General features: G+C 66.3%; 17 protein-coding genes and 1 tRNA gene. 10 read left to right on the forward strand and 8 right to left on the reverse strand.

The window, feature by feature from the left end:
• Positions 1 to 36: 36 nt before the first annotated feature.
• From ACH49N_RS15890 to ACH49N_RS15900, 3 genes are read right to left on the reverse strand one after another with little or no spacing between them, the layout of a single operon-like run.
• Positions 37 to 2,085 carry an ATP-dependent DNA helicase gene (locus ACH49N_RS15890; protein WP_358277788.1) on the reverse strand — a complete coding sequence of 683 codons (2,049 nt, stop codon included), beginning with the start codon at positions 2,083 to 2,085 and terminating at the stop codon, positions 37 to 39.
• A 9-nt stretch (positions 2,086 to 2,094) separates the two neighbouring features.
• On the reverse strand, positions 2,095 to 2,727 hold the full coding sequence (locus ACH49N_RS15895) for a nicotinamidase (protein WP_358277790.1): 633 nt from the start codon (positions 2,725 to 2,727) through the stop codon (positions 2,095 to 2,097).
• Positions 2,724 to 4,058 carry a nicotinate phosphoribosyltransferase gene (locus ACH49N_RS15900; protein ID WP_358277792.1) on the reverse strand — a complete coding sequence of 445 codons (1,335 nt, stop codon included), beginning with the start codon at positions 4,056 to 4,058 and terminating at the stop codon, positions 2,724 to 2,726. Before ACH49N_RS15900 ends, ACH49N_RS15895 begins: the two co-directional genes overlap by 4 nt.
• Positions 4,059 to 4,113: 55 nt before the next feature.
• On the opposite strand from ACH49N_RS15900, the gene clpS reads away from it, so the two are divergent.
• The 10 genes from clpS (at position 4,114) to rdgB (ending at position 11,080) form a co-directional block, all read left to right on the forward strand.
• Positions 4,114 to 4,452 carry an ATP-dependent Clp protease adapter ClpS gene (gene clpS / locus ACH49N_RS15905; RefSeq protein WP_159921250.1) on the forward strand — a complete coding sequence of 113 codons (339 nt, stop codon included), beginning with the start codon at positions 4,114 to 4,116 and terminating at the stop codon, positions 4,450 to 4,452.
• 73 nt (positions 4,453 to 4,525) lie between these two features.
• Positions 4,526 to 5,113, forward strand: a complete 588-nt coding sequence (locus ACH49N_RS15910) for a DUF2017 domain-containing protein (RefSeq protein ID WP_109328756.1) — start codon at positions 4,526 to 4,528, stop codon at positions 5,111 to 5,113.
• Positions 5,110 to 6,180: a P1 family peptidase gene (locus tag ACH49N_RS15915; protein ID WP_358277794.1), complete on the forward strand. Its 1,071-nt coding sequence runs from the start codon at positions 5,110 to 5,112 to the stop codon at positions 6,178 to 6,180. Before ACH49N_RS15910 ends, ACH49N_RS15915 begins: the two co-directional genes overlap by 4 nt.
• Before the next feature lie 34 nt (positions 6,181 to 6,214).
• Entirely contained in the window at positions 6,215 to 6,691 is a 477-nt protein-coding gene (locus ACH49N_RS15920; RefSeq protein WP_201453551.1) for a Mov34/MPN/PAD-1 family protein, read from the forward strand.
• A 60-nt stretch (positions 6,692 to 6,751) separates the two neighbouring features.
• Positions 6,752 to 7,024, forward strand: coding sequence for a MoaD family protein (locus tag ACH49N_RS15925; protein ID WP_109328760.1), 273 nt, complete (start codon positions 6,752 to 6,754; stop codon positions 7,022 to 7,024).
• A gap of 9 nt (positions 7,025 to 7,033) precedes the next feature.
• Positions 7,034 to 7,996: a cysteine synthase gene (locus tag ACH49N_RS15930; protein ID WP_358277797.1), complete on the forward strand. Its 963-nt coding sequence runs from the start codon at positions 7,034 to 7,036 to the stop codon at positions 7,994 to 7,996.
• Between the two features lie 19 nt (positions 7,997 to 8,015).
• A complete protein-coding gene (locus tag ACH49N_RS15935) occupies positions 8,016 to 8,648 on the forward strand; it encodes a rhomboid family intramembrane serine protease (RefSeq protein WP_159921256.1) in 633 nt (210 codons plus the stop codon).
• A gap of 223 nt (positions 8,649 to 8,871) precedes the next feature.
• A complete protein-coding gene (locus ACH49N_RS15940; protein WP_358277799.1) occupies positions 8,872 to 9,630 on the forward strand; it encodes a cyclic nucleotide-degrading phosphodiesterase in 759 nt (252 codons plus the stop codon).
• 45 nt (positions 9,631 to 9,675) lie between these two features.
• A complete protein-coding gene (rph, locus tag ACH49N_RS15945; protein WP_159921260.1) occupies positions 9,676 to 10,461 on the forward strand; it encodes a ribonuclease PH in 786 nt (261 codons plus the stop codon).
• A gap of 4 nt (positions 10,462 to 10,465) precedes the next feature.
• On the forward strand, positions 10,466 to 11,080 hold the full coding sequence (gene rdgB, locus ACH49N_RS15950; RefSeq protein ID WP_358277801.1) for an RdgB/HAM1 family non-canonical purine NTP pyrophosphatase: 615 nt from the start codon (positions 10,466 to 10,468) through the stop codon (positions 11,078 to 11,080).
• A gap of 158 nt (positions 11,081 to 11,238) precedes the next feature.
• Here rdgB and ACH49N_RS15955 read toward each other — a convergent pair whose 3' ends face one another.
• The 5 genes from ACH49N_RS15955 to ACH49N_RS15975 form a co-directional block, all read right to left on the reverse strand.
• Positions 11,239 to 11,604 carry a DUF3817 domain-containing protein gene (locus ACH49N_RS15955; RefSeq protein WP_109328772.1) on the reverse strand — a complete coding sequence of 122 codons (366 nt, stop codon included), beginning with the start codon at positions 11,602 to 11,604 and terminating at the stop codon, positions 11,239 to 11,241.
• Positions 11,601 to 12,002, reverse strand: a complete 402-nt coding sequence (locus ACH49N_RS15960; RefSeq protein ID WP_358277803.1) for a transcriptional regulator — start codon at positions 12,000 to 12,002, stop codon at positions 11,601 to 11,603. The genes ACH49N_RS15955 and ACH49N_RS15960 overlap by 4 nt, the downstream gene beginning before the upstream one ends.
• Before the next feature lie 88 nt (positions 12,003 to 12,090).
• A tRNA-Leu gene (locus ACH49N_RS15965) sits at positions 12,091 to 12,172 on the reverse strand.
• Positions 12,173 to 12,213: 41 nt separating this feature from the next.
• The gene (locus ACH49N_RS15970) at positions 12,214 to 12,699 is read right to left on the reverse strand and encodes an HNH endonuclease (RefSeq protein ID WP_249353841.1); all 486 of its coding nucleotides are present in this window, start codon (positions 12,697 to 12,699) and stop codon (positions 12,214 to 12,216) included.
• Positions 12,696 to 13,355, reverse strand: a complete 660-nt coding sequence (locus ACH49N_RS15975) for a hypothetical protein (protein WP_358277805.1) — start codon at positions 13,353 to 13,355, stop codon at positions 12,696 to 12,698. The genes ACH49N_RS15970 and ACH49N_RS15975 overlap by 4 nt, the downstream gene beginning before the upstream one ends.
• Positions 13,356 to 13,581: the final 226 nt, after the last annotated feature.

The following is a 13,581-nucleotide window of genomic DNA, read 5'->3' on the forward strand; positions in this document are numbered from 1 at the left end:
GACGGTCCCGGCGTCTGCGCGAGTCCGGTCTGCCGATCAACTACGCGAGTCCCGAATTCTGCCCAGGGCCTTGCGCACGACCTCGGGGTCGGACGTCTCCCAGAACGGCGGCAGCGACGCGCGGAGATACCCGGAGTATCGTGCAGTCGCGAGACGTGGATCCAGCACGGCGACAACACCTTTGTCGTCGACGCTGCGCAGCAAGCGGCCCACTCCCTGGGCGAGGAGCAGTGCGGCGTGGTTGGCCGCCACCGAGAGAAATCCGTTTCCTCCACGAGACTCCACAGCCTTCTGCCGAGCCACCAGTAGGGGGTCGTCGGGGCGCGGGAAGGGAATGCGGTCGAGGATGACGAGACTGAGGGACGGGCCCGGCACGTCGACGCCCTGCCACAGTGACAGCGTGCCGAACAGGGATGTCGGTTCGTCGCCGGCGAAGGCTCGGACCAGGGCTCCGGTGGAGTCGTCACCTTGGCAGAGGACGGGAGTGTCGAGACGCTCACGCATGGCCTCGGCGGCCGCCTTGGCCGCGCGCATCGAGGAGAACAGGCCGAGTGTGCGTCCGCCGGCAGCGGCGACCAGTTCGGCGATCTCGTCGAGGTAGGAGGGAACCAGACCGTCGCGACCCGGCGGCGGAAGGTGCTTGGCGATGTAGAGAATTCCGGCGCGTGCGTGATCGAACGGCGAGCCGACGTCCAGCGCATTCCATTTCAGAGTGCCCGCGTCCGACGGTGCCTCGGTGCCGGTGGCCAATGCCGGATCGATGACGACGGACGATTCGGCCGGAAGTCCCCAGTTGACCGCCAGACCGTCGAAGGAGCCGCCGACCGTGAGAGTGGCGGACGTGAGGACCACCGTCGACTCGGCGAACAGCCGCGACCGTAGGAGGCCGCCCACAGACAACGGAGCCATCCGCACGACCCGCCGGACCGAACCCCGATTGTCGTCCGCGGCCAGCCAGACGACGTCCCGTCGCTGGGCGGGATCCGGCTCGTCGAACGCGCTGAGCACCCGGACGGCGCTGTCGTGCACTTCCTCCACCGCTGCCAGGGCGGTGTTACGTGCGGCGGCGGCCTCGGGATCGCTCAGCGCCATGCCCGGACGTGACGGACCGATGGCTGTGCGCAGTGACCAGGCGGCGTCACGGACAGCAGCGAGCGCAGGTGCCGCACCCGGTGGCAGCGCCTCCCACCGCTCCGGTCGTAGTTCCTCGAGAAGCGCCGCCCATCCCTCGCCTGCTGCTTCGAGGCGATCCGCGTCCTGCTCCTCGACCAGTTTGGTGCACCGGCGGGCTGCGGCGCTGATCGTCGATGCGGCGAGTTCGGCGGTGGCGACATTCGTGACGCGATCCACCAACTCGTGGGCCTCGTCGATGACCACGACGTCGTGCTCGGGGAGGATCGCAATTCCCGTGATGGCGTCGATGGCCAGCAGCGCGTGATTGGTGACGACGACGTCTACCTGGGACGCCTCCGAGCGGGCACGCTCGGCGAAGCAGTCCTCACCGACCGGGCACCGGGACTTGCCGAGGCATTCGCGCGCGGTGACGCTGACCTGCCGCCACGCTTTGTCGCTGACGCCGGGGGCCAGATCGTCGCGGTCACCGGTGTCGGTTTCCGAGGACCACTCGGTGAGCCGCTGCACCTCCCGGCCGAGGCGTGAGACCGCGAAGGGGTCGAACAGCTCGTCCGTCGGCGGTTCGTCGGCGGCTCCCGTGTGGATCTTGTTCATGCACAGATAGTTGTTGCGCCCCTTGAGGATCGCGAAGTGCGGCCGCCTGCCGAGAGAGTCCTCGAGGGCGTCGGCGAGACGCGGCATGTCGCGATCGATCAGCTGGCGTTGCAGTGCGATGGTGGCCGTCGAGACAACCACCGTCTTCCCACTCTGCACCGCATACCGCACGCTCGGCACCAGGTAGGCCAGCGACTTGCCGGTGCCGGTTCCGGCTTGCACGGCCAGATGCTCCCCGGTGTCGATCGAATGCGCGACGGCCGACGCCATCGTGAGCTGGTTCGATCGTTCTGCACCACCCAGCGATCGCACCGCCATGCGCAACAGCTCGGGGACGTTGGGAAGGTTTTCGGGCACCCGAGCAGGTTACTCGGGACCTACGTCAGAAATCGCTCCGCCATCGCGAGAGGCGTCTCGGTCACGGCCCTGCAGGTGCACGCCTGCGGCGCGCATCTCGGTCAGCGCCAACTCGACGGTCGTCGGAGAGACACCCGCAGTGAGGGGCAGTAGTACCCGGGTGGTGAACCCGGCCTTCGCTGCGTCCAGTGCCGTGGCTCGCACGCAGTGATCGGTGGCGATACCGACGATGTCGACGTCGGTGATCCCGGCGTCGTGCAACCACTTCTCGAGTCCCCAGCCCTCGGGATTGCTGCCCTCGAAGCCGGAGTAGGCCGCGGAGAACTCTCCCTTGGAGAAAACCGTGGCGATACGGCTCGTGTCCAGGTCGGGATGAAATTCCACTCCCGGCGTACCCACTTTGCAGTGCACGGGCCAGGTGTCCACGAAGTCCGGTTCGTCGGCGAAGTGGGGACCCGGATCGATGTGGTGATCGATGGTCGCGGCGACAGCGTCGTAGACGGCAGTGTCGAGGAAGCGGCTGATCGCGGCTGCGACCGCGGAACCGCCCTGGACGGCAAGGGCCCCGCCCTCACAGAAGTCGTTCTGCACGTCGACGACGAGTAGCGCACGGCGCGCTCGGATGTTCTCGGTGTCGCTCACAACGTCCTTCCCTGGATGGCGCGGCTGTCGGTGTCGGCGAACCGGGTGGGGACAGCCGGATCGCCGTGGGACAACTTCAACCCCTCCCACGGCAGACTTACCAGGCCTGCCGCAAGTAGCGATCGACTCTCTTCCAGGGTATCGGCGTCCGCGACGGCCTCGCCACCGCGCACCAGCGGAACGAGCAGGTCGCGGGCCTCGAGCCCGTTCTGTTCGGGTCGGGGCGCGCGCGCCGGATAGATCACTTCCTCCACGACGGTCCCGGTATCGCGGGCGAAGCGGACCGCCCGCTTCGCGCCACCCCGGGACGTTTTCAGACTGCTTCGCTTCTCGACGGGAATGCCGTTCACCTCGACGAGCTTGTAGACCATTCCGGCGGTGGGGGCACCGGAGCCCACGACGACCGCGGTCCCCACCCCGTACACGTCGACCGGTTCGGCGCGCAACGCCGCGATGGCGTACTCGTCGAGGTCTCCGGAAACGACGATCTTGGTCTTCGTGGCGCCGAGGTCGTCGAGTTGTCGGCGAACCTGACGGGCCAGGACACCGAGGTCGCCGGAGTCGATCCGGACGCCGCCCAATTCGGTTCCCGCGACCTCGACGGCGGTCTTCACGCCACTCGTGATGTCGTAGGTGTCGACGAGCAGGGTGGTTCCCACACCCAGCGCCGCCACCTGACCGCGGAAGGCGGCGGCCTCGTCGGGTCCGTCCGCGGTGGTGTGCAGCAGGGTGAACGCGTGTGCGCTGGTACCCGCGCCGGGTACACCGTGCCTGCGTACAGCCTCGAGATTGGACGTGGCGGTGAAGCCCGCGAGGTATGCGGCGCGTGCCGCCGCGACGGCAGACTCCTCGTGTGTGCGCCGCGAGCCCATCTCGATCATGGGGCGACCGTCTGCAGCGCTGACCATCCGCGCGGCAGCCGAAGCTATCGCGCTGTCGTGGTTGAGGATCGACAGGATCAGCGTTTCGAGCACTACGCACTCGGCGAACGTTCCGCTCACCGAGAGGATCGGCGAGCCGGGGAAATAGAGCTCGCCCTCGCGGTAACCGTCGATGTCCCCGGTGAAGCGGTACGTGCGCAGCCACGCCACGGTCGCGTCGTCGAGGAAACGTGAGACCACATCGATCTCGGCGTCCCCGAAACGAAAGGTCGCCAAGGCGGAGAGCAGTCGCGAGGTACCGGCGACCACCCCGTACCGACGACCGTCGGGCAGGCGCCGGGCGAAGACCTCGAAACTGCACCGGCGATGCGCCGAACCATCGGCGAGGGCCGCCGACAGCATCGTCAACTCGTACTGATCGGTGAACAATGCGCTGCTGTCTCGGGACACCCGGCCACTCTAAGCCGCGGTGTCGCGGGATGTGAGCTCGTCGTACCCTGGTGTCATGGCTTCTCGCTCGACGACAGCACCATTCGTGGATGCCGTGCCGGCATCGCCGCAGGTCACTCCTGCAGAATCGGAAGCCGTCGAGGTCGAGGACGTCAGCGATCGCCCCTGGGTGACCGTGGTGTGGGACGACCCCGTGAATCTCATGCACTACGTCACCTACATATTCCAGAAGCTGTTCGGATACAGCAAGGCCAAGGCGACGGAACTGATGATGCAGGTGCACTCCGAAGGCAAGGCCGTCGTGTCGAGCGGTTCCCGGGACAAGGTCGAGAACGACGTACGCAAGCTGCATGCGGCGGGCCTCTGGGCCACCATGCAGCGGGACAGCAGCTAAGTATCCAGTCGACAGTGATCTATTCGTTCGACAGGGATCTATTCGTTCGACAGTGAGGAAATCGGTACCCGACGTGCGGATGTGGACCAGGAAGAACTCGCTCGGCGGCGTGAAGTTGCGGTCGGAGATGGATGCCCACGAGGCGACGGTGTTGCGGTCGCTGGTCGCCTCCGTCCTCGGCCTCCTCGACGAACGCGCCCGTTCTGCTCCCGAGGACGAACTCGCCGCCCTCACCGGGATGCGCACCGGCCACACGACACCGCCCGACGAGGAGGTGCTCGCGCGGCTGTTGCCGGACTTCCATCGGCCCGGTGCCGACGCGCCGGACGACGCGGATGGGCGGGCGGAGGCGAAGGCGGACATCAACGGAGCGCTGCGTGGACTCCACGAGCCGGAGATCATCGACGCGAAGATGGCCGCCGGCTCCGTCATCCTCCACACCGTTCCGGAGAACGGCGGCAAGGTGCTGCTGACGCCGGAACAGGCCGACGCCTGGCTGAGCGGGCTCAACGACGTCCGGCTGGCATTGGGTACCAACCTCGGCATCGACGCGGACACGCCCGACGAACTGGATCCCGACGATCCGCGCGCGCCCCATCTGGACATCTATCACTGGCTGACGTGGATGCAGGATTCGCTGGTTCAGGTACTCGCTCCGTGACCTCGACGACGCCGGGACGGACCGACTCTCTCGTCGATGTCGTCGGACTGCGTGTGGGCCACCACCACGAAGTGGACTCCGACGCCACGCTCGGCCGCGGTGCGGCGACGGGATGCACGGTGATGCTGGCACCGCACGGCGTCACCGCGGCCGTCGACGTCCGCGGCGGAGGGCCGGGCACCCGGGAAACGGACCTCCTGGATCCCAGTCACAGCGTGCAGAAGATTCACGCGATCCTTCTGACCGGCGGCAGCGCCTTCGGTCTCGCCGCTGCGGACGGCGTCATGCGCTGGCTCGAGGAACACGGCCACGGAATCGCCATGGGTCAGCCGGGTCAGGTGGTTCCGATAGTGCCGGGTGCGGTCATCTTCGACCTCCCGGTGGGAGACTGGACTCGACGTCCCACCGCCGAATTCGGTTACCTCGCATCGAACTCCGCTTCGTCGTCGGTGCTCTGCGGATCCGTGGGCGCCGGGGTGGGAGCGCGGGCGGGGGCTGTGAAAGGTGGTGTCGGCACCGCCGGGGTGGTCATCACCGACGGCCCGGCCCAGGGCGTCGCGGTGTCTGCCTTGATCGTCGCGAACCCCGTCGGATCCGTTTTCGACCCCAGGACCGGACTTCCGTGGGGAGTCGCCACCGCCGGCGCCGCCGCATTCGGGCTGCGCGTACCGGCCACCGCCGAACTGTCTGCGGCCAACGATCTCGTGGCCAAGGGGACGGTCCTCAACACCACCATCGGAGTCGTTGCCACCGACGCAGCCCTCGGTAAGGCTGCGTGTCGTCGCATCGCCGTCGCGGGCCACGACGGGCTCGCCCGCGCGATTCGTCCCGCGCATTCCCCCCTCGACGGAGACACGATTTTCGCCGTGTCCACGGGATACCACCGGACCGGACCCCTCGCGGGCGTGCCGGACGCCTTCCCGCCGGACCTGCGCATTCTCGACGCGGTGTGTTCGGCCGCCGCAGACGTGGTGGAGCGAGCCGTCGTCGATGCCGTTCTGAGTGCCACCGCGGTCGCGGGAATTCCCACCTACCGCGAACTGTTTCCCTCAGCACTGCGTTCCTGAGGGCCGGTGGCCGACCGGCCCGTCCGCATTTAGGATGGCGCTCACGGAGGTGGCTGACGTGTTGGTGATTCGAGCGGATCTCGTCGACGCAATGGTGGCGCATGCCCGGGCGGATCATCCGGACGAGGCGTGCGGTGTCATCGCGGGGCCCGAGGGCTCCGATCGCCCCGAACGGCACATTCCGATGATCAATGCGGAGCGGTCTCCGACGTTCTACCGCTTCGATTCGGGGGAGCAACTTCGGGTGTGGCGGGCGATGGAGGAGGCCGACGAGGTTCCCGTGGTGATCTACCACTCGCATACCGCCACCGAGGCATATCCGAGTAGAACCGATATCTCCTTCGCGTCCGAACCGGATGCGCACTACGTGCTGATCTCCACGCGGAACCCGGACAGCCACGACCTCCGCAGTTACCGCATCCTCGACGGCGAGGTCACCGAGGAACCCGTCGATGTGGTGCAAAGTTACAAGTTCGCCCACACGTCCGTGGCAGACGTTCCCGACAAGTGACCCCGCCGTCCTCCACGGACGGGTCCGTGCCGGAAAATCCCACACCTCGAGGAGCTGACCATGGCTGTCACCGTTTCGATCCCTACCATCCTCCGCGCGCACACCGGCGGTGAAAAGCGAGTAGAGGCAACAGGTCCCACTCTCTCTGCCGTCATCGACGATCTCGACGTCAACTACGGCGGCATCAAGGAGCGCCTGATCAACGACGGACGTCTGCACCGATTCGTGAATGTGTACGTCAACGACGAGGACGTCCGATTCTCGGGCGGACTCGAGACCGAGGTGGCCGACGGAGACTCGGTCACCATCCTCCCTGCCGTCGCGGGAGGTTGATCGCAGCCGATGGCCCGGTTCGAGTCGATGATCGAGACGCTCGGGAACACACCCCTCGTCGGACTGCCCCGGTTGTCGCCGCGCTGGACCGGGGATGCCCCGGTCCGGTTGTGGGCGAAACTCGAGGACCGTAACCCGACGGGCTCGGTGAAAGACCGGCCTGCACTGCGCATGATCGAAGAGGCCGAACGGGACGGGGTGCTGGCGCCGGGCGCCACCATCCTCGAACCCACCAGCGGCAACACCGGAATCTCCCTCGCAATGGCTGCGAAATTGAAGGGGTACCGACTGATCTGCGTGATGCCCGAGAACACGTCCGTGGAGCGCCGTCAGCTTCTGACCATGTTCGGGGCACAGATCATCGACTCACCCGCGCGCGGGGGCTCCAACCAGGCCGTCGCGGTGGCCAAGGAACTGGCCGCCGAGCATCCCGAGTGGGTGATGCTCTACCAATACGGCAACCCCGCCAATGCACAGGCGCATTACGACACCACCGGGCCCGAGATTCTGCGCGACCTGCCCGAGATCACTCACTTCGTGGCCGGGCTCGGCACGACTGGAACGCTCATGGGTACCGGGCGCTTCCTACGCGAACACGTCGACGGCATCGAAATCGTCGCGGCGGAACCGCGGTACGGAGAACTGGTGTACGGGCTCCGCAACATCGACGAGGGTTTCGTTCCCGAACTCTACGACGAGGCGGTGCTCACCTCGCGATTCTCGGTGGGCCCCGCCGACGCGGTACGCCGGACCCGTGAGCTGATCGAGATGGAGGGGATTTTCGCCGGTATCTCGACCGGGGCCATCCTGCACGCAGCACTCGGAGTCGCGCGTAAGGCCGTGAAGGCCGAACGAGCCGCGGACATCGCCTTCATCGTGGCCGACGGCGGCTGGAAATATCTGTCCACCGGCGCGTACGGCGGTACGGTCGAAGAAGCCGAGGAAGCACTGGAAGGGCAGCTGTGGGCGTGATGAGAACGGTGCGTGGAGCATGACTTCGTCGATCGATCCGGTGCAGCCGCAGCAGAAGCGGCCGCTGTGGCTGCAGTCGGCCGTCGTGATCGGCGTCTTCACCGTCCTGCTGTACGCGATCGAGGTCGTCGACGTGGTCTCGGGCGAGGTCCTCGAGAGGAACGGGGTACTGCCGCGATCGGTAGACGGTCTGTGGGGCATTCTCTTCGCGCCCGTTTTACACGACGACTGGAATCATCTGATCGGCAATACCATTCCCCTCATCGTGCTCGGTTTCCTCGTGCTGCTGTCCGGGGTGGCCAGAGGACTCGCGGCGACCGGGATCATCTGGGTGATCGGGGGTCTCGGCACCTGGCTGACAGGTGGCGCATTCGACAACCACATCGGATCCTCCATTCTGATCTTCGGATGGTTGGCGTATCTCCTGGTGCGCGGGCTGTTCACCCGGCATTTCGGCCAGATTCTGCTCGGTGTCGTGGTGTTCGTCTTCTACGGCGGCATGTTGTGGGGCGTACTGCCCAGCCAGCCGCACGTCTCCTGGCAAGGTCACCTCTTCGGCGCGATCGGGGGAGTGCTCGCCGCCTGGGCCCTCTCGGCGGACGCCCGCAGGGAGCGCGCCCAGAAGTCGGTCGGGCCGCGTTCCCTCACCTGACTGTTGCCCGCCGGGGTCACCACCCCCGGCAGCGGGCGGTTGCCCACGGCGGGCCCGGCAGTAGTCGAGAGTCGGTCGGAGGCGGCTACCGAGGGTGGCTTGCCTGGGCGAACATCGCCCGAATCTCGCGGCTAGGTCACAGTCGGTCATCAGTTGTGAAGTCGACGCGCCAATTCCGCCGGAAGCTTTTTCGGCAACGGGTCGCCATGGCAGCATGGCGGGTATGCGCATTACCGTCCTGGGGTGTTCAGGCAGCGTCTCCGGACCAGACTCACCCGCATCGGGCTATTTGTTGACGGCGCCGGACACTCCGCCGCTGGTAATGGACTTCGGGCCCGGTGTCCTCGGTGCTCTCCAAAAATTCGCCGATCCCGGTGAGGTGTCCGTGTTCCTCACCCACCTGCATGCCGATCACTGCCTGGACCTTCCCGGGCTGCTCGTCTGGCGCCGCTACCATCCGCACCCGCCGGAAGGTCGGGCCCTCGTCTACGGACCGTCTGACACCGCTCGCCGAATCGGAGTGGCGTCAGCGGAATGCGGTGGCGACATCGACGACATTTCCGACACGATCGAACTGCGCCACTGGGCGGACGGCGTTCCCGTCACCTTCGGTGACCTCACCATCACCGCCCGCCGCGTGAACCATCCGCCGGAGGCGTACGGACTCCGCGTGACCGACGGCATCGGCCGCACTCTCGTGTACAGCGGTGACACCGGCATGTGCGAAGAAGTGGTCGAACTGGCCCGCGGGGCCGACGTCCTGCTCGCCGAGGCGTCGTGGACGCACAGCCCGGATCGGCCGAAGGGGGTGCATCTCTCCGGCACCGAAGCCGGCCAGGTCGCCCGCCGCGCCGAGGTCGGGGAACTGCTGCTCACCCACATCCCACCCTGGACCTCGCGGGAAGATGTGATCGCCGAGGCCAAGGCCGAGTTCTCCGGTCCCGTTCACGCGGTGACCGCGAGCGGCGTCTACGACGTCTGAAGCCGTGTGCCCGGGCTCTCGAACCGGACGACTAGGCTTTCGGCTGTGACAACACGAGATGACGGTAGGGCGGACGACGAACTCCGCGAGGTCAAGATCACCCGCGGCTTCACCACACACCCCGCAGGATCGGTGTTGGTCGAATTCGGCAACACCAGAGTGATGTGCACGGCAAGCGTCGAGGACGGCGTGCCCCGGTGGCGTCAGGGCTCCGGGCTGGGCTGGCTGACCGCTGAATACGCGATGCTTCCCGCTGCCACCCACACCCGCAGCGGACGTGAGTCCGTGAAGGGCAAGGTGGGTGGCCGGACCCAGGAGATCAGCCGATTGATCGGCCGTTCCCTCCGCGCGTGCATCGACCTCGCCGCCATCGGCGAGAACACCATCGCGCTCGACTGCGATGTCCTGCAAGCCGACGGGGGAACCCGCACCGCCGCCGTCACCGGAGCCTATGTCGCGCTGGTCGACGCAGTCACGTATCTGCGGGCGGCAGGCCGGCTCGCAGATCCGCAACCGATTTCCTGCGGAATCGCCGCGGTGAGTGTCGGCGTGGTCGATGGTCGTGTTCGACTCGATCTGCCCTACGAGGAGGATTCCAGAGCAGAGGTCGACATGAACGTGGTGGCCACCGACACGGGCACTCTCGTCGAGATCCAGGGCACCGGTGAAGGAGCCACCTTCCCGCGCAGCACCCTCGACAAACTTCTCGATTCGGCTCTGGCGGGTTGCGAGCAATTGTTCGAAATCCAGAAGACGGCACTGGAACTGCCGTATCCCGGCGTCCTTCCCGAACCCAAGGTCGTGGTGCCGAAGAAAAAGTTCGGGAGCTAGTCCGGTGCCGGGAACACGGGTGCTCGTGGCCAGCCGCAACGCGAAGAAACTCCGGGAGCTCCATCGAGTACTCGACGCCGCGGGGGTGCAGGGCGTCGAATTGGTCGGTCTCGATGACGTACCTTCTTATCCCGAAGCTCCCGAGACAGGGGCGACATTCGAGGAGAACGCGCTGGCGAAGGCGCGCGACGGGGCTCGGGCCACCGGATTGGCTTGCGTGGCAGATGATTCGGGCTTGGAAGTGGATGCCCTGAACGGCATGCCCGGCGTGTTGTCGGCGCGGTGGTCCGGCACGCACGGCCGCGACGAGGCCAACACGGCGCTGGTCCTCGCGCAGCTCGGTGACGTTCCCGACGACCGTAGGGGAGCGGCGTTCGTCTCCGCGTGCGCGCTGGTGGTGCCTGGTGGGGAGGAGACGGTGGTCCGCGGTGAGTGGCGGGGGACTATTGCCCGCGAGCCGGTCGGTGACGGAGGATTCGGTTACGACCCGGTGTTCGTGCCGGAAGGAAGCAGCCGCTCGGCAGCACAGTTGTCGCCGGAGGAGAAGGACGCGGCCTCACATCGGGGTCGCGCACTGACCCAGCTCATTCCCGCGCTGGCCAAGCTCGCCGAGAGCTGACGCCCGTCGGGTACGACCAATGTGGACGGGAGGGTTTCATGTCTCCGATGATGGTGCCGCAAACACCGCTCGGATGGTTGGTCTACGTGATCGCTGTGATTACAGGTCAGCCGGTCATCATGTGACCGGCTGATCAACGCCGACTATTCGAACACTGATCAGATCCCGAAGTCGGAACGGACCTGCTTGGTGCGCTGATGCTCCACGTAGAACGACAGGAACGGAATGGTCCCGGCGAGCAGTGTTCCGACGGTGCGACCCGCGGGCCAGCGGACCTTCACTGCCAGATCCAGCGTGACCAGCAGGTAGACGAAGTACACCCAACCGTGCACTACGGCAATCCACGTGGGCAGATTCTCGACCTGGAAGATGTACTTGGCGACCATTTCCGCTGTGAGGACGAGCAGCCACACACCGGTGGCATAGGCAAGAACCCGGTAGCGCAGCAGCGCGGGAGCGATCTTCTTACGCTTGTCCGCGTCGACGACCGAACCGGACACAGTCTCGTCCTGACCCGTGCTCACGTGGTGCTCCTATCGTTCTCGCGAGCTGCCAGCTCGGCGAGATACTCGTTGTACTGCTGAACCTGGAGAATTTCGAGGTCATCCGAACCGTCTTCGGCGGCGACTGCGTCGACCGTGGGACGAGGGGGGAGCACATCGGCCGGAATTTCCCGCACCTCGTCGGCTGCCTTCTCTGCCTCCGCCGAATCGGCGTCCTCGAGCTGCACGAAACGCCGATACGCGTAGATGAAGAACACCGCGAACAAAGGCCACTGGAACGCATACCCGAGGTTCTGACCGTTGCCCCCCACCGCTTCGAAGCGCTCCCACTGCCACCAACCCAGCGCGAGGCATGTCACAGCCCCGGCGACCACCAGCAGCACGAGTGCAGGTCGGCTTCGTCTACGGTTTCCGGACACGATGACGACGGTACCCGAAACGGTGATTGCCCTGCTAGGAGAGGTGGGCGGTATGGGCGCGGTCACACGCCCACACCGACCCGGACCGTGCGCGAGGGGGGATTCGAACCCCCACGTCCATTGGACACCACATCCTAAGTGTGGCGCGTCTGCCCTTCCGCCACTCGCGCGCGAAGGACAGACTACGCCATCGGGTGAAGACTTCACTGGTTCACAGGTCGGGGTACGCGCTTCCGAAGTTGCGGTTGCGTCCCGCCCACGTTGCAGTCTGTGTGTGACAGTTGGGACAAAGGAAGCGGACCTCCTCCGGACGGGAGTCGAGCGAGTCTCCACGGATGTGGTCGACGTGCAGAGTTAAAGGGCTTCCGCACCACTCCGCGTCCAGCCCGCAGATTGCGCACTTGTAGGGGACTCCGGCTTCGATCAAGGCGCGGCGCAGAAGATGTGGCTTAACCCGTGCGCTGCCGGGAGGGCGGCGAATCAGGATCTCCTCCCATGTCATTCGGTTCTTTGCCGGTTTGCCTTTCGTGTGCGCCTGGCCCGTAAAGTGCGTTGTATCGATGCCGAACTTCCGGATTCGGCGACTCAAATGTGCCTGCATTCCGCCGGACGGGCGTAGCCCGAGAAAACGGATGACGCCGGCCACGCTCGTCGATTCTGCGACCGCCTGCTCGAGAACCTCCCGGGTGTACTTCACCGTGCACCCGTAAGCCGTCGCTGAGCTCGCTGGTACCGCCAGATCGCGTGGGAGAGGGTGGCTGCGGTGACATCGAAACGGACGGCGGCGGCCGCGAGGAGTTCCTCAGACATCGCATTCGTCACCTCCACCTCTGGTGCAACAGCGTCGATGACGAAATCCTGTAGGAGGCAACGGCTTTCGGGGGTATGTAGGCCGAGTTGCACCACGAAGCACTCCCATGTGGCGCTGCCGAAACCGGCGATCTGGACGAGTGCAGAGCGGAGCACGTCGTCGTCCCGCAAGTCGGAGGACTGCCTGCATCCGGCGGCGACCAGCGAGCGGGCGGCAAGTGCGACGGCCTCCGCCTTGGTGGTGTAGTTGCCCGGGACCCGCTGCCGGTTGCCCAGCACGGCGATCAGCTCCGCTGGGTCGTCGGCGTACTCGGACAGGGCTTCGAGGTCGTCGAGCGGCACGCCTCGGTGCGCGCGCCAGCGCCCTATGACGGCACGCACCCCGGAAGCCGGCGTGCCGTAGGTGGCGCGGGCGGAGAACGCCGCGTCGAGCAGCCCGGCCTCGATCTCGCGCGGCCAGCCCTCCGTCCAGTGTGGCCATGCGCCCGGAGGTAGTTCCGCGGCGATGTAGTCGATCAGGTCACGAACGTGTGCAGTGCTCATTGTTTCCCCCCGGAGAACGATGTGTGTGCGTCGATCGGCTCGAACATTAGTTCGAGGGTCCGACACGCTCGAGGATCGAGCCGGCCGGACACGGTGACGTCACGGCGGATGGGCACGACCTAGGCACTTCGTCAAGGTGGTAACAGATTGATAACGATTAATATGAGGCTTTCCTCAGGTTCTAGGACGTCCTTGCACCGCCGCGTCCAGCGACGACGTGACCTAC

This window comes from Rhodococcus sp. NPDC019647, assembly GCF_044389235.1.
Taxonomy (GTDB): Bacteria; Actinomycetota; Actinomycetes; order Mycobacteriales; family Mycobacteriaceae; genus Rhodococcus_F; species Rhodococcus_F oxybenzonivorans.

Coding starts and splice junctions, on each gene's coding strand:
- clpS (WP_159921250.1), top strand. CDS start 4,114: ATGGCTTCTCGCTCGACGACAGCACCATTCGTGGATGCCGTGCCGGCA.
- ACH49N_RS15920 (WP_201453551.1), top strand. CDS start 6,215: ATGGCGCTCACGGAGGTGGCTGACGTGTTGGTGATTCGAGCGGATCTC.
- ACH49N_RS15925 (WP_109328760.1), top strand. CDS start 6,752: ATGGCTGTCACCGTTTCGATCCCTACCATCCTCCGCGCGCACACCGGC.
- ACH49N_RS15930 (WP_358277797.1), top strand. CDS start 7,034: ATGGCCCGGTTCGAGTCGATGATCGAGACGCTCGGGAACACACCCCTC.
- ACH49N_RS15935 (WP_159921256.1), top strand. CDS start 8,016: ATGACTTCGTCGATCGATCCGGTGCAGCCGCAGCAGAAGCGGCCGCTG.
- ACH49N_RS15940 (WP_358277799.1), top strand. CDS start 8,872: ATGCGCATTACCGTCCTGGGGTGTTCAGGCAGCGTCTCCGGACCAGAC.
- ACH49N_RS15975 (WP_358277805.1), bottom strand. CDS start 13,355: ATGAGCACTGCACACGTTCGTGACCTGATCGACTACATCGCCGCGGAA.